Annotated in this window: 13 protein-coding genes and 1 pseudogene; 6 read left to right on the forward strand and 8 right to left on the reverse strand. The window is 69.4% G+C overall.

The features are described 5' to 3' along the window. Positions 1-3: 3 nt before the first annotated feature. The 6 genes from HV793_RS13420 to HV793_RS13445 form a co-directional block, all read right to left on the reverse strand. The gene (locus tag HV793_RS13420) at positions 4-1,377 is read right to left on the reverse strand and encodes a 3-deoxy-D-arabino-heptulosonate 7-phosphate synthase (RefSeq protein ID WP_175213318.1); all 1,374 of its coding nucleotides are present in this window, start codon (positions 1,375-1,377) and stop codon (positions 4-6) included. Positions 1,378-1,445: 68 nt separating this feature from the next. Next, positions 1,446-1,931, reverse strand: coding sequence for a GlcG/HbpS family heme-binding protein (locus HV793_RS13425; RefSeq protein WP_054454605.1), 486 nt, complete (start codon positions 1,929-1,931; stop codon positions 1,446-1,448). A gap of 141 nt (positions 1,932-2,072) precedes the next feature. Further along, positions 2,073-2,681 (reverse strand): response regulator transcription factor, encoded by a 609-nt coding sequence (locus HV793_RS13430; protein WP_119451527.1) that lies wholly within the window; start codon positions 2,679-2,681, stop codon positions 2,073-2,075. 17 nt (positions 2,682-2,698) lie between these two features. Beyond that, positions 2,699-4,147, reverse strand: a complete 1,449-nt coding sequence (locus HV793_RS13435; protein ID WP_175213319.1) for a sensor histidine kinase — start codon at positions 4,145-4,147, stop codon at positions 2,699-2,701. 64 nt (positions 4,148-4,211) lie between these two features. Continuing rightward, entirely contained in the window at positions 4,212-5,372 is a 1,161-nt protein-coding gene (locus HV793_RS13440) for an HPP family protein (RefSeq protein WP_370127593.1), read from the reverse strand. 92 nt (positions 5,373-5,464) lie between these two features. Continuing rightward, positions 5,465-5,917, reverse strand: coding sequence for a MarR family winged helix-turn-helix transcriptional regulator (locus HV793_RS13445; RefSeq protein WP_054454602.1), 453 nt, complete (start codon positions 5,915-5,917; stop codon positions 5,465-5,467). Positions 5,918-5,997: 80 nt separating this feature from the next. Between HV793_RS13445 and HV793_RS13450 the strand changes: the two genes are divergently transcribed. Beyond that, positions 5,998-7,785, forward strand: a complete 1,788-nt coding sequence (locus HV793_RS13450; protein WP_175180890.1) for a chloride channel protein — start codon at positions 5,998-6,000, stop codon at positions 7,783-7,785. Here the strand turns inward: HV793_RS13450 and HV793_RS13455 are convergent. Continuing rightward, positions 7,771-8,664 (reverse strand): LysR family transcriptional regulator, encoded by an 894-nt coding sequence (locus HV793_RS13455; protein WP_119451524.1) that lies wholly within the window; start codon positions 8,662-8,664, stop codon positions 7,771-7,773. The genes HV793_RS13450 and HV793_RS13455 overlap by 15 nt on opposite strands. A gap of 132 nt (positions 8,665-8,796) precedes the next feature. Here HV793_RS13455 and argC point away from each other — a divergent pair, with 132 nt between their 5' ends. Next, positions 8,797-9,729: an N-acetyl-gamma-glutamyl-phosphate reductase gene (gene argC, locus HV793_RS13460; protein WP_175213320.1), complete on the forward strand. Its 933-nt coding sequence runs from the start codon at positions 8,797-8,799 to the stop codon at positions 9,727-9,729. Positions 9,730-9,748: 19 nt separating this feature from the next. Here argC and HV793_RS13465 read toward each other — a convergent pair whose 3' ends face one another. Continuing rightward, positions 9,749-10,648: a LysR family transcriptional regulator gene (locus HV793_RS13465; protein WP_233564613.1), complete on the reverse strand. Its 900-nt coding sequence runs from the start codon at positions 10,646-10,648 to the stop codon at positions 9,749-9,751. Between the two features lie 122 nt (positions 10,649-10,770). Here HV793_RS13465 and HV793_RS13470 point away from each other — a divergent pair. From HV793_RS13470 to HV793_RS13485, 4 genes and pseudogenes are all read left to right on the forward strand, one after another. Beyond that, a pseudogene (locus HV793_RS13470) lies at positions 10,771-12,351 on the forward strand (ATP-dependent acyl-CoA ligase); the annotation flags it as partial. Between the two features lie 36 nt (positions 12,352-12,387). Then, on the forward strand, positions 12,388-13,701 hold the full coding sequence (locus tag HV793_RS13475) for an MFS transporter (protein WP_054454595.1): 1,314 nt from the start codon (positions 12,388-12,390) through the stop codon (positions 13,699-13,701). Then, positions 13,698-14,846, forward strand: a complete 1,149-nt coding sequence (locus HV793_RS13480) for a thiolase family protein (protein WP_175213322.1) — start codon at positions 13,698-13,700, stop codon at positions 14,844-14,846. The genes HV793_RS13475 and HV793_RS13480 overlap by 4 nt, the downstream gene beginning before the upstream one ends. Then, entirely contained in the window at positions 14,843-15,166 is a 324-nt protein-coding gene (locus tag HV793_RS13485; protein WP_175213323.1) for a PhlB family protein, read from the forward strand. Before HV793_RS13480 ends, HV793_RS13485 begins: the two co-directional genes overlap by 4 nt. Positions 15,167-15,176: the final 10 nt, after the last annotated feature.

Below are 15,176 nucleotides of genomic sequence, written 5' to 3' on the forward strand. Positions count from 1 at the left end.
GCTTCAGCGTGCAGTGCCTTTGATCGCGGCCATCAGGTCATCCGGGTGCGCCATCAGTTCGCGCGCCTGGCATAGCGTCGGGTGCTGCTGCAGCACGCCGGTCCATTGCGCCGATTGCAGCAGCTGTTGCCAGACCGGCTCCAAGGTATCGGGGGCTGCGTCCAGGCCCTGCGCCAGCAGACCGGCATATTCCAGGCTGGGCGGCGCGGACAGCAGCTGCATGCGGCTAGCGGCGCTGAGCAGGCGCGGGATCGCGTCTGCCGGGCCATCGCAGACATAGAGCACGGTGGTATCGAGCCGCGGGCCTTCGGCCGGCAACGCCCGCAGCGCCGCGCCGCGCAGGGGGAAGCGGCCCTGGCGCGTATTGAAGGCGTAGTCGGTCCGCGGATCGGCTTGCGCCAGCAGGCGCAGCCCGCGCAACAGGCGCGGGAAGTCGGTGGCGGCGGCGTCGGCCGAGGCCTTGGCTTCGAGAAGCAGGCACAGGTCCCAGGCCGGCGGCCCGCCATCGCCTTCCGCCTGGCGCAGCAGCGCGGCATCCCATTCGGTCTTGGCGCGGTCGGCGTTGGCGGGCATCGAAGGCGGTACGCGCATGGATGACACGGCCTGGTAGGCTGGGCTGCCATCGGCGTCGTTGAGGCGGCGTGCCAGGGCCTGGAGTGCTTGCAGCGCCTGCGCCTCGACGGCGTCGCCGCGCAACCGCGAGGCGTTGCCTTCGGCCAGGGCGCTGGCGCTGCCCGGGCGCGGGCCTTGCTGTTCCCACAAGGCGCGGTAGCGGCGCACATCGCTGTCGGCCGTCAGGACGTCCAGGCGTTGCAGATGATCCAGCGCGGGGCTGGCGAGCAGACGGTCGAGAGCGGCAGAGGCCGGCTGGGCTTCGGCGGACAAACCAAGAAGCCGGCGCGCGGCATCGGGCAGCGCCGTCCAGGAGTCGGATGCCGCCGCAGCCTGCAAGGCGGCCATGGCGTCGCGCGCGGGGCCTGCCGGCATGCGTTCAAGCTTGGCGGGATGGGCGACTGCGTTGGCGGCGGCAATGATCTCGCGGCGGTCCTGGGCTGCGCGCGCGGCCAGGGAGGCATACTCGCGCACGAGCGGCAGGCGGTGCCGCAGCAGCATCGCCTGGAATGCCGGATCGCCGTCGGACTCGCGCATGGCGTCGCGGATCAGGCGCGCCAGGGCGTCGAGAAAGGCTCGCTTGACCGCGGCCGGCGGCGCGGCGCCATCTTCGACCGACTGGCGCGCCTGTTCGATGGCGACGGCCAGAGCGGTCGCGGGCGGGGCGTCTTCCGTGGGGATGCGGGAAATGGCCGGCACGCGATAGCGCCGGGCGGTGCGGCGCAGGATGGCGTCGAGCAGGGATAGGGAGGGCGGCTGGGGCATGGCGCCCCCAGCCTACCGCGATGCCGCCGGCGCGGCAAACGCACCGCGCCCTGGCCGGCAGCGGCTTCTTACTTGAACAGCGCGGCGTTTTCCTGCAAGGCGGTGTCGGCGCATTGCGCGTCCAGGTTGCCGCCGGGTGCGCCCGCCACGCCGATGGCGCCGATCACGGCCGAGCCGGCCTTTACGGGCACGCCGCCGCCCAGCACCAGGAAGCCCGGAATGTCGGTCAGGGTGGCTGCGGCGGGATTCTTCTGGACGTTTTCCAGCATCGTCAGCGTCGGGGTCTTGGCGGACGCGGCGGTAAACGCTTTCGCACGGCTGGCTTCGATGGTGTGCGGGCCGGCATTGTCGGCGCGGGCGAAGGCCTTGAGCAGGCCGGCGCGGTCCACGACCGAGGCGCTCACGTTGTAGCCCTTGGCCTGGCAGGCGGCGACGGTGGCCGTCGCCAGCTTCTGCGCGTCGGCCATGGACAGGTTGCTCTCGTTGAGCACGGCGGCGTTGGCGGCGCCGGCGCAGGCGAACAGGGCGGCGAAAGCGATGAATTTGGGCGACATGTCTGTGTCCTTAGTGGGTCGGTGACAGGAACAGACAGATTAAAGATGACGGCCGATCGGCGGTATTCGGTCGGCTACGCTGGGGCCTCCGTAGGGCTACGGAGGGAGGCTGCGCAAGGCTGCCCGCAGCGTCGACAGCCTTCAGGCCAGCAGCCCTGCGTATTCGCGGATCAGTCCGGCCAGGTTGTCCGCTTCCAGCTTGGCGAAGACGTTGGCGCGGTAGGTCTCCACCGTGCGCGGCGACAGGTCGAATTCGCGCGCGATCTCCTTATTGCTCAGGCCTTGCACGACGCGTTCCAGCACATCGCGTTCGCGGCCGGAAAGCTTGTCCAGCCGTTCCTGCGCGGCCTGCGTCACGGCGAGTTTTTCGCGGCTGGCGATGTGGGTGCGCACGGCCGCCTGCACGGCGTCCAGGAAGACGTCGTCGTCCACGGGCTTTTGCAGGAATTCCATGGCGCCACCCTTGAATGCGCGGCGGCACAGGTCCACGTTGGCGTGGCCGGTCAGCATGACCACGGGCAGGTCCGATTGCTCGGCCAGCCGGCTCAGCACGTCCAGGCCGCTGATGCCGGGCATGCGGATGTCCAGGACCACGCAGCCGATGGCCTGCGGGTGCAACCGGGCCAGGAAGGCCTGCGGGTCGCCATGGCCCTCGCTGCGCAGGCCGACGCTGCGCAGCAGCAGCGCCAGGCCGTCGCGCACGGCGTCGTCGTCATCGACCAGATAGACCAGCGGGGATTGTTCGAACATGGAAGATTCCTGCGTCATCATGCGGCGGCGGCGGCGGCGGCGGCGCGCGGCAGGCTGACCGTGAAGCAGGCGCCTGCCGGGCTGAGATTGCGCGCGGCGATGCGGCCGTCCATGGAGCCGGCCAGCGTGTCGCACAGCGCCAGGCCCAGGCCCATGCCTTGTGGCCGCGTGGTGTAGAAGGGAGCGAACAGGCGCGGCAGCGCGTCGGCGGCGATGCCGGGGCCGGTGTCGCTGACGCTGAACAGGTAGGCGTCGCCATCGGCGCGGCCTTCCAGCAAGATCTGGCGCGGTCCGGGAACGTCGGCCAGCGCATCGGCGGCGTTCTGCACCAGATTGTGCAGGATCTGCTCCAGGGCCACGCGGTCGCCCAGCGGCCGCACGCCTGGGCTGGCGTTGTGCCAGCTCAGCCGTATGCCCAGCCGGGCCAGTTCCGCTTCGCGCAGAAAGCGCAGCGACGCCACCAAGGCGTCGGGGTCCAGCGCCTCGCGCCGGGCGGGCGAGCTGGGCTGCACCAGGGCGCGCATGCGGCTGATGATTTCGGCCGCGCGCTTGGCCTGTTCGGCGCTGGCCAATAGCGCGTGGCGCACGGCGGGGCGTTCCTCTTCGTCGTCCAGCAGCCGCTCGGCGGCGCGGGTCTGGGCCAGGATGGCGGTCAGCGGCTGGTTCAATTCATGGGCGATGCCGGCGGCCATTTCGCCCAGCGTGCTCAGGCGCGCCATGGCGCCCAGGCGCAGTTGTTCCTGGTGGCGGCGGGCCTGGGCGCGCGAGCGCTGCCACGCCGCGGCGCCGGCCACCAGCAGCGCGCTGGCCAGGCCCCAGGCGAGCCAGGTGGCCCAGGGCCAGGCGCCGGGCGTCAGCGTGCGCGTGCTGCGCATCTGGAAGGGTTGGCTGGCCGCGCCCAGCGGCTTTTGCAGGGCCAGCGGCCAGCCGGGGCTGCCAGCGTCGGGCTGCTTGTCCAGCAGCCGCAGCGGGGTCTGGTCCACCGTCAGGGTGAGGTTGGCGAGGCCGGGAGGAAAGTCGGCCGCGGGTATCAGCTGGCTGGCGTCCAGCAGCAGGCTCCAGCCCGAGGGCGCCACCAGCCAGTAGCGGGCGCTGTCCACTGGCAGCGTCACCGGCCGGCCCAGGCCGCGCGCGCGGTCGACGGCGGCCGCAAGGCCCGGAGGTTCCGCCACGCTGCCGCTCCAGGCGCCGCCGGGCAGGTAGCCCAGCCCCAGCAGTTGGGGCATGGCCGGCCGCAGGCTGGGATAAAGGCGTTCCGGAGCAGGGGGATGGGAAAGGGCGGCCAGCGTCGCCAGCACGGCTTCATGCTGCACCGTTTTTTGGCTCAGCATGCGCTGCGCCACGCTGGTGCTCTGGGTGAAGCGTTCGTACTGGTCCACATAGTCCTGCCGCCCGATCCAGAGGGCGCCGAAGGAGAACAGGACCAGCCAGCAGAAGAAGGCGCGAGCGCGCGATAGGGGATTCACGCCTGAAATTATGCCTTGCGGCCAACACGGGCAGGAATCCGTAGGGCTACGGAGGGGTGGGCGCTCAGGCCGCCAGCCGCTGGGCGTCCGGGTCCGGCGCCTGCGAACTGGCCGCGAGCGCGATCTGGTACAGCGCCGCCACCAGGTCCGATTGCGTCACCAGTCCGACCAGGTTGCGCGCTTCATCCAGCACCGGCACGCAATGCAGGCTGTCCGACATGGGGCGGGCCAGCTCGATGACGGGCAGGCCGGGGGTGGCGAAGGGCACTTCGCTGCGCATGCAATCGGCCACCAGCAGGTCGGGCGCGGCATCCGCATCGGCAGCGACGGCAGCCAGCCGGGTCCGGCGCGCCAGCACGTCGCCCTGGCTGACCATGCCGGCGTAGCGGCCGGCCGAATCCAGCACCGGCAATGCCTGCAGGCGATGCTTGTCGAACAGGCGCACGGTGTAGTCCAGCGGGTCCTGGGCCTGTACCGTGACTACGTCGCGCGACATGATGTCGGCGCAATGCACGTCGCCGAAGCGGCGCACGCTGGCGCGCATTTCCGCGGCCAGGACGATTTCTTCCAGGTCTTCCTTGCTGATGTCCAGCAGCTCGCCGCGCTGCGTGAGCGCATCGTCCAGGTCGGCCAGGCTGAAGCCCAGGCGAGCGCTGGGCGCGAGGTCGCGGGTGTTGTGGCCAGCGGCCGGGTCGGCGTGGCGGCGCGGATAATTGCGCTTGAGCGCGCCATTGAAGACCACGGCGATGCACAGCAGGATGGCGGAGTTCAGCGCCACGGGCCAGAGCGCAAAGCCGTAGCCCAGGCTGGCGACCGCGGGGCCGCCCAGCACGGCGGTCAGCGCCACTGCGCCGCTGGGCGGATGCAGGCAGCGCAAAGAGAACATGGCGCCGATGGCCAGCGCCACCGCCACGGCGGCAGCCACGCCGGGCACAGGGATGAACTGGGCGCAGAAGACGCCGATCAGGGCCGATACCAGATTGCCGGCCATGATGGACCAGGGTTGGGCGAGCGGACTGGCTGGGGCGGCGAACAGCAGCACGGCGGACGCGCCCATGGGGGCGATGAACCAGGGGCTGGCGTCGCCCAGCGCGTGGCGGCCCACCCATTCCGTGCAGAACAGGCCAAGCAGCGCGCCCAGCACGCCGTAGAGCTTCTCGCGTCCGTTGACGCCCACCGGCGCTGGCGCGAACGAGCCCAGCCAGCGCTTGATTGCTACACCCAAAACGATCTCCTCGCGCATCGATATGTCGCGGGGCGACAATTTATCACGCGAGGCAAAGCTGCGCTGCATAAGCTTATGCAGCAGGGCGTGGATCAGGCGTTGCCGGAGTCGTCGCCGATGCGGGTCAGCAGGCGCGTCAGCAGCGGGCGCATGGCGCGTAGTTCTTCCAGGTGCGAGGCCGAGAGGTCTTCGAGCATGCGCTCGGCCTTCGCGGTCAGCACGACCTCTACGCGGCGGCCGTCCTCGGGGTCCGCCTCGCGGCTGACCAGATCCAGGCGCGCCAGCCGGCCCACCAGTTCGGCGGCGGTGTGGGGCCGGATCAGGAGGCGTTCGGCGATTTCGCCCACGTACAGGCCGCGGCGGCCAGGGACGTTCTTGCGCGTGCCCTTGATGGCGAGCAGGGCCTGGTGCTGCTGCGGCATCAGGTCCAGTCCGGCGGCGGCGTTTTCGCTGAAGGCGGCAAAGCGGCGCAGCGCATAGCGGAAGTCGGCCAGGAGCTCGTAGTCCGTGGCGGTCAGCTGGGGTGGGGGCGAGGGCGGTTTCACCTGGGCGATTCTAATATATGTCGTGATACGATATATATGACATTTCGCAAATCCCTGCGCAATTCTTCCCGTCTTCGAACATGCCTCCCACTTCTTCCTCCGCCCGGGCCGCGCTGCGCCTGGGCGACTTCACCACGGACAAACGCGTGGTCCTGCTCATGGGCCTGGCCATCCCGGTCGGCCTGGCCAGCGTAGCCGCGGCCTGGGCCCTGCTGCGGCTGATCGCGCTGTGCACCAATCTGGCGTACCACCAGCAGTTCTCCTTCAAGGACCAGCCCATCACGACAGGCCACCTGGGCCTGGCTTCGGTCGCCATTCCGGTGGTGGGCTGCCTCATCATCGGCTTCATGGCGCGCTACGGTTCGGAAAAGATCCGCGGCCACGGGATTCCGGAGGCGATGGAAGCCATCCTGATCGGCAAGAGTCGCATCCAGCCCAAGGTGGCGGTGTTGAAGCCCGTGTCTTCCGCCATCTCCATCGGCACGGGCGGTCCGTTCGGGGCCGAAGGCCCGATCATCATGACGGGCGGCGCCATCGGCTCGCTGCTGGCGCAGACCATCCACCTGGACGACGGCGAACGCAAGACCCTGCTGGTGGCCGGCGCGGCCGCGGGCATGACGGCCATCTTTGCCACGCCCTTGGCGGCGGTGCTGTTGGCGGTTGAGCTGCTGCTGTTCGAATGGAAGCCGCGCAGCTTCCTGCCGGTGGCGATGGCGGCGCTGGTGGCGGCGGCCACGCGCGCCTTCGTGCTGGATGGCGGACCGATATTCGCGTATTCGGGTTCGCTGGGGTTCACGCCCGCGCATCTGCTGGCCTGCGCCGCCGTGGGCGTGCTGGCCGGGCTGGGATCGGGCGTGCTGACCTCCATGGTCTATGCGGCCGAGGACCTGTTCGAGAAACTGCCGCTGCACTGGATGTGGTGGCCGGCCTTCGGCGGCCTGGTGATCGGCCTGGGCGGCTTGATCGAGCCGGCGGCGCTGGGCGTGGGCTACGACAACATCCGCCATCTGTTGGCGGGCGACCTGGCATTCCAGGCCGTGTTGCTGCTTCTGGCGGTCAAGGTCATCATCTGGTCCGTCGCGCTGGGGTCGGGGACCTCGGGCGGGGTGCTGGCGCCGCTGCTGATATTCGGCGGCGCGTTGGGGGCATTGGCCACGCCGTTGCTGCCGCAGGCCGATCCGGGCTTCTGGGCGCTGCTGGGCATGGCCGCAATGATGGGCGGCACCATGCGCGCACCGCTGACCGCGACCCTGTTCGCGGTGGAACTGACCGGCGACATGGGCGCGCTGCTGCCAGTATTGGCCGCCTGCGTGTTCGCGTATGGAATGACGGTGCTGCTGCTCAAGCGTTCCATCCTGACCGAGAAGATCGCGCGGCGCGGCCACCATATCAGCCGCGAATACCGCGTGGATCCCTTCGACCTGCTCCGGGTCAGCCAGGTGATGACCACGCCGGTCCAGACCCTGCCGGCCGACTGGACGGTGGCGCAGGCCATCGCGCATTTCACGACGGCGCAGCCGGTGCATACCAGCTATCCGGTGCTGGATGCCGAAGGCGTGGTGGTAGGCGAAGTCACGCGCGCCGATACGCTGGCCTGGGCCATCGACGACGAGCAGACCGGGCGCACGTTGGCCGAGGCCCTGCAAGGCCGCGACCTGGTGTACGGCCATCCCGAGGAACTGGCAAGCCAGATCGCCGACCGCATGGCGCTGACCGGCGCCGGCCGCATACCCATCCTGGACCGGGCCAACGGCCGGCTGGTGGGCATCGTGGGGCGCAAGGACCTGTTCCGCTCGCGCGCGCGGCGGCTGCGCGAGGAAAGCCAGCGCACCGCGTACTTCCGCCGCACGCCTTCAGCGGGCGGGTGAGGCGCGCAGCTCCCACAACACGTCCAGCACGTGCCGGGTGGCTTGCTCCACCTGCCCGGCGCGGTGCGCGATGCCCAGCGGGCGCCAAAGGGCCGGCCGCAGCGCGCGCATCTCGATGCGCGGATCCGGCTGCGGCGCGGTGGCCTCGTGCGGCAGCAGCGTGGCGCCGTAGCCCGCGGCCACCAGGCTCTTGATGGCGTCGTTGTAATTCAGCTGGATGCGGGCGCGCGGGTTCAGGCCGGCGGCGGCGAACCATTCGCCCGTCAGGCGCGACAGCCGCGTGCTGGCGTCGTTCAGGATCAGCGGCCGTTCGGCCAGCCAGGCCGGCGTCAGGCGCGCGGGCGCTTTCCAGCTGGCGGGCAGGAAGGCCATGACCGGGTCGCGCCGCCAGGGGCGCAACACCAGGCCTTCCAGCGGCGGCTGGGGCAGGGCCACCAGGCCCACGTCCAGCGAACCGTCGGCCAGGCGCAGGAGCGTTTCCTGCGAAGTCAGCACAGCCACTTGCACGTCAATGCCGGGATGGTTGCGCCCCAGCGTTTCCAGGGCCTGCGGCAGCAAGTGGGCTATGGCGCCGGTGGAAGCGCCCAGCCGCACGCGCCCGGACAAGCCCTGCACCTGCCGCTGCACGTCGTCCAGCGCCTGGTCGGCATCGGCCAGCAGGCGGCGCGCGCGTTCCAGCAGGGTTTCGCCGATGGCGGTGGGGCGGACCTGGCCGCGCTTGCGCGTGAGCAGCGGCGCGCCAATGCGTTCCTCCAGGTCGGCCACATGCAGGCTGACGGTGGGCGGGGCCAGATGCAGCGCGCGCGCCGCGTCGGCGAACGAGCCCAGGTCGGCAATGGCAACCAGGGTGCGCAGGCGGTCCAGGCTGATTTCACGCATGGCGGTGTCGTTCAGGAAAGCTGAATTGGATAGTCATGATATTCGACTTTTGTTATCTGCCAGTCCAGCCGATGATGGAGTCCTGCGCCCGGAACCCCTTCCGGCGCGCCTTTGATCCAGGACGCAAGCGCCATGACCCAACCTCTAGTTTTCATCGACGGCGACCAGGGCACCACCGGCCTGCAGATCCATGAACGCCTGCATGGGCGCACGGACCTGCGGCTGCTGACGCTGCCCGAGGCGGAACGCAAGGACCCGCAACGCCGTGCGCAGGCGATCAACGGCTGCGACATCGCCATTCTCTGCCTGCCGGACGAACCGGCGCGTCAGGCTGCCGCGTCCATCGTCAATCCCGCGGTACGGGTGATAGACGCCAGTTCCGCCCACCGCACGACGCCCGGCTGGGTCTATGGCTTTCCGGAAATGAACGCGGAGCAGGCCGGACTGATCGCCCAGGCGCTGCGGGTCAGCAACCCGGGTTGTTATCCCACGGGCGCGGTCGCGTTGCTGGGTCCGCTGGTGCGGGCCGGGCTGGTGCCGGCCGACTATCCGGTGGTGGTGCACGCGGTATCAGGCTATTCGGGCGGCGGGCGCGCGGCGGTGGACGCCTACGAAGCCGCGGACGGCGCGCCGGGACCGGCGTTCCAGCTCTACGGCCTGGGCCTGGCGCACAAGCACACGCCCGAGATCGAGCGGCATGCGGGCCTGACGCAGCGGCCGGTGTTCGTGCCGGCCTACGGCGCGTATCGCCAGGGCATCGTCCTGACCGTGCCGCTGCAGCTGCGCCTGCTGCCGGCGGGCGTCGACATGGAACGCCTGCACGCCTGCCTGCAGCAGCATTACGAGGGCGCGCGCCACGTGCAGGTCGTGGCGCCGCAGGACGCGGCCGCCCATACGCACCTGGATCCGCAGGCGCTCAATGGCACCAACGATCTGCGCCTGGCCGTGTACGGCAATGCGCAGCACGGCCAGGTGTTGCTGACGGCGGTCTTCGACAACCTGGGCAAGGGCGCGTCGGGCGCGGCGGTGCAGAACCTGGACCTGATGCTGGCCGCGTTGCGATAAGCGCCGCGCCTGCGCGGGTTCAGGCCGGGTCCGCCAGCGTCTCCACCACCAGGCGGCGCAGCCAGACGGTGCCCGGATCGCTTTCGAAGCGCGCGTGCCAATGCACCGTCACGGACAGCGGCGGCAGCGCGATGGGCAGCGGGCGTATCTGGAACGCGTCGTCGTGGTTGAACCAGATCGCGGCTCGCAGCGGCAGGGTCATGGTGAGATCGGTGCGCCGCACGATCTCGGCGGCCGCCGAGAAATGCGGCAAGGTCAGATATGGCCTGCGCGGCAGGCCGGCCTCGCTCAGCACGTCGTCCAGCAAGCGGTGGGCGCTGGCGCGCGAGGCCACCAGGATGTGGTCCAGGCGCTTGTATTGGCTACGGGTGAGGCCCGCCGACAACACCGGATGGCCGCGCCTGCCCATGCAGGTGTAGCGTTCGCTGAACAGTTCCGCGTGGCAGGTCTCGCTGCCCAGCCCGGCCAGGTTGCCGATGGCGAGATCGACCTCGCCGTCTTTCAGCGCCTGCGGCAGCCGTTCCAGCGGGATCTCCAATACTTCCACCTGCAGACGCGGCGCCAGGGCGTGCACGCGTTCCATCAATGACGGCAGGAACACCATTTCACCGATATCGGACATGGACAGGCGAAAGCGCCGGGTGCTGCTTGCGGGCTCGAAGCGCTGCCGCAGGTTGACCGCTTCCGCAAAGCTGTTCATGCCGCGCTCTATGGGGTCGGCCAGGGCAAACGCGACCGGCGTGGGCTGCATGCCGGACGCCGTGCGCGCGAACAGGGGGTCGTCGAATTTTTCGCGCAAGCGCGCCAGCGCGTAGCTCACGGCGGGCTGCGTCAGGTTCAGGCGCTGCGCCGCGCGCGTGACGCTGCGTTCCTGCAGCACGGTCAGGAAAACCCGCATGAGGTTCAGATCGAAGTCCACGCATGCCTCTCATATCAGCTTGATTTATAAGATAAATAATATCCATAAATTTGACATATAAATAGTTGATTCCTAGACTAATTTCATAAGGCTGGGGCAACGCTTGCCGATGGCCGCAACACAGGGGAAGCACCGCCATGCATGCGTTGACACTGCCGTCGTTGTTGCTGGAGCAGGGCGCCCGATGGGGCGAGCGCACATGGGTGCAGGCGCCAGGCGGCGCACTGCGCTACGGCGATGCTCCCGGGCATGCAGCGGACTGGGCCGCGCGCCTGGCTTCGGCCGGCGTCGCCCGGGGCGACCGGGTCGGGCTGATGGCCGGCAACCGGCATGAATTCCTGTCCATCGTGCTGGGCTGCGGCTGGCTGGGGGCGGTGGTGGTGCCCATCAACACGGCGTCGCGCGGCATGCAGTTGCAGCACATCCTGGCCAACAGCGGTTGCCGCTTGCTGGTGGCCGACGCCGCGTCCTGTCCGGCGCTGGCTGCACTGGACATGCAGCCCCAGGCCTTGAACCGCATCTGGCTGCTGGACGGCTACGCCGACGCGCTGCCGGTGCAAGCGTGTCCGCCTCCTCCCGCACCGGACACGCCGCTGCCGCCGGCAGCCGACCTCGGGCCGGGAGATACGCTGGCCATCCTGTACACCTCGGGCACGTCAGGCCTGTCCAAAGGCGTGTGCTGTCCGCACGCGCAGTTCTATTGGTGGGGCAGGATCGCCGCGCGCAACCTGGAAATCGCCGAGAGCGACGTGCTCTACACGAGCCTGCCGCTGTTCCATACCAATGCCCTGAACGCCTGCTTCCAGGCGCTGGTCACGGGCGCGACCATCATCTGCGACGAGCGCTTCTCGGCCAGCCGCTATTTCGACCGGCTGGAGGCCACGGGCGCCACGGTGACCTATCTGCTGGGCGCCATGGTGCCCATGCTGCTGGCGCAGCCGCCTGCCGCAGCCGAACGGCGTCAGCGCGCGCGGATTGCGCTGGCGCCCGGGGTGCCCGAACGCTTCCATGCGGCGTTCGCCGAACGCACGGGCATCGCGCTGCTGGAAGGCTACGGCTCGACCGAAACCAACTTCGCGCTGGGCGGCACGCTGGACGAGCAGCGGCCGGGCACGATGGGGCGCGTCGCGCCCGAATTCGATGCGATGGCGGCTGACGAGCACGACGCGGCGGTGCCAGACGGCACGCCGGGCGAATTGCTGTTGCGCTCGCATATCCCATACGCCATCGCCACCGGTTATTTCGGCATGGACGACAAGACGGTGGAAGCCTGGCGCAATCTCTGGTTCCACACGGGCGACCGGGTGGTGCGCGATGCGGACGGCTATTTCCGCTTCCTGGACCGCACGAAGGACGCCATCCGCCGACGCGGCGAGAACATTTCCTCGTACGAGGTGGAGCAGGTGCTGCTGGCGCATCCGGCGGTTGCCGCCGTGGCGGTCTATGCGGTGCGTTCCGATCTGGCGGAAGACGAGGTCATGGCGGCGCTGGTCTACAAGACCGGGCAGGCCATCGCGCCCGAGACGCTGTTGGACTTCTGCCAGCCCCGTATGCCGTATTTCGCCGTGCCGCGCTATCTGCGCGTACTGGACGATTTGCCGCGCACCGAGAACGGCAAGATCCGCAAGTTCCGCTTGCGGGATGAGGGCATTACCGGCGACGCCTGGGACCGCGACGCCGCCGGCTATCGCGTGGCGCGCTGAGCGTCATCAATCCATTCAAACAGACTAGGGGCGGCAATGACGATGGCATACAAAGGGGCGGCCGCGGCCGCTGGCGACGATGCGCGCAGAAAACGCACGCGGCGTGTGGTGATGGCGTCCGTCGCGGGCAACGCGATGGAATGGTATGACTTCTTCATCTACGGCACGGCGGCGGCGCTGGTGTTCGGCGAACTGTTCTTTCCCAAGGGCACCGACCCGCTGCTGGGCACCATGGGGGCGTTTGCCGGCTTTGCGGTCGGCTTCCTGGCGCGGCCTCTGGGCGGCGTGATCTTCGGCCATATCGGCGACCGCTACGGCCGCAAGCTGGCGCTGGAATGGACCCTGGGCTTGATGGGCGCCGCCACCTTCCTGATCGGGCTGTTGCCTACCTATGATCAGGTCGGCTTCTGGGCGCCGGTTGCCATGGTGGTGTTGCGCATCCTGCAAGGCGCGGCCGCGGGCGGCGAGTGGGGCGGGGGCGTGCTGCTGATCAGCGAGGCGGTCGGGGGCAAGCGCCGCGGCTACTTCTCGTCCTTCAGCCAATTGGGAGTGGCGGGCGGCTTCGTGCTGTCGTCGGGCGTCTTCATGCTGGCGCAGCAGCTGCCGCAGGAAGCCTTCATGAGCTGGGGCTGGCGCCTGCCGTTCCTCTTGAGCGTGCTGATCTTCGGCGTGGGCCTCTACATCCGCAAGCACATCCCCGAAAGCGATGAATTCGTGCAGGCCGCCAAGACCGCCAAGCGCGGCATGCCGGCAGTCGAAGTGTTCCGCCGCTATCCGCGCCAGGTCTTTACCGCGATGGGATTGCGCGTGGCCGAGAACGGCGGGTCGTACATCTTCCTGGCGTTTGCGCTGGCCTACGGCAAATTCCTTGGCATACCCAACGACGTCATGCTGGGCGGCGTGCTGGTGTCGATGTTCATCGAGCTCGGCACGCTGGTCTGGTTCGGCCACCTGTCCGATCGCATCGGCCGGCGGACGGTGTACCTGATTGGTTCGGCCGGCCTGGTGCTGGTGGCATTCCCGTTCTTCTGGCTGGTGCAGACCAAGGAGCCGGTGTGGATATTCCTGGCCTTCTTCCTGGGCAACACGGTCTGCCATGCCGCGATGATCGGCACCCAGCCGGCGTATTTCGCCGAACTGTTTCCCGCAGAGGTCCGCTACACCGGATTGGCGCTGGGGCATGAACTGGCTTCTGTATTCGCCGGCGGCCTGTCGCCGCTGATCGCCATGGCGCTGCTGCGCAAGTATGAATCGGCGACCCCGGTAGCGTGGTTCCTGGTGGGCATGGCCGCGGTCACCGTGATCACCTTGCTGCTGACGCGCGAACCCCCACGGCAGGAGTCGGCGTGAGCGCGGCGCGCGGCCCGGGCATCGTCGGCGTGGGCGAAACGCCTTCGCTGCGCCATCCCGGCCCGGGAACCAGCACGGCCGGCCTGATGGCCGAGGCGATCGCGCAGGCGCTGCGCGGCGCAGGGTTGAAGCCCGGCGATGTGGACGGCCTGGGCGTGGCTTCATTCACGCTGCGCCCCGACCGCGCGATCGATCTGGCGTGGCGCCTGGGACTGCGGCTGAACTGGTGCATGCAGGACGAAATGGGCGGCGCCAGCGCCATCAACCTGTTGCGCCAGGCCTGGCTCGCGTTGCAGGCCGGGCAGGCCGAGACGATCGTGCTGGTCGCGGGAGACCATTTCACGGGCGCCGATTTCGCAGGGCTGGTACGCGGCTACAACCGCAGCGCGCAGGACTATCTCAGTCCCCTGGGCTGCGAGGGGCCGAATCCCCTGTTCGCCATGCTCACGCAAAGGCAGATGGCGCGCGCCGGTCTTGCCCGCGAGGACTATGGCGCGCTATGCGTCGCGCAGCGGCTATGGGCAGCAGGCAACCCCAACGCCGCGTATCGCGATCCATTGAGCCTGGCGCAATACCTGGCCGCGCCCATGGTCGCGCCGCCGCTGGGACGCCTGGATTGCGTGCCGGTGGTCAGCGGCGCTTGCGCGCTGGTGCTGAACGCGCGTCCGGCGGGAATCAGCGTGCGGCTGCTGGCCAGCGATGCGCGCTACAACGATGACCAGCAGGAAGGCGACGGATTGCAGACCGGCATCGCGGCGTTCGCGCCAGCGCTCTGGCAGCGCGCTGGCCTGGGACCGGAAGACATGGATGTGCTCAGCGTGTACGACGACTATCCCGCCATGGCGCTGGCGCAGCTGTGCGATCTGGGCTTCGCCAGCATCGATGACCTGCCTGGCTTCATCGCGCGCCGCCTGGCCACCCGGGACTTGCCGGTCAACACCGCAGGCGGCCAACTGTCCGCCGGGCAGGCGGGCACCGCCGGCGGCATGCATGGCCTGGTCGAAGTGGCGCGCCAATTGCTGGGGCAGGCAGGGGAACGGCAGGTGCGCGGCGCGCGTCACGGCGTGGCTACCGGCTACGGCATGGTGCAGCTGCGTTACGGGATGTGCGCCAATGCGGCCGTGCTGGCGCGGGAGGAAGCATGAGCGTCGACGTCAGCCAATGTTGCAGCTGCGGCCATCTGGTCTATCCCATGCGGCTGTGGTGCCCGGCTTGCGGCCATGGACAGGCGCGCGCGGCGGGGGTGGAACAGGCCGAGTTGCAGGCCTGGACCGAATTGCCGTCGCGGAACGGTGCGCCTGCCGCAGTCATCGCCACGGTCCGGGCGCTGCCCGCGGGACCGGTCCTGGTCGTGCGGCTGGAAGAACCGCCCGCCCATGCGGGCCAGCGCCTGTGGCTATTCGAACGCGATACGGACGGGCAGCCTTTGCCTTGGGCCCGCGTCGCGGCCGAACCGCAGATCTGAAGCGCCAACG

It is taken from the genome of Achromobacter aegrifaciens (genome assembly GCF_902859965.1).
GTDB classification, from domain to species: domain Bacteria; phylum Pseudomonadota; class Gammaproteobacteria; order Burkholderiales; family Burkholderiaceae_B; genus Achromobacter; species Achromobacter aegrifaciens.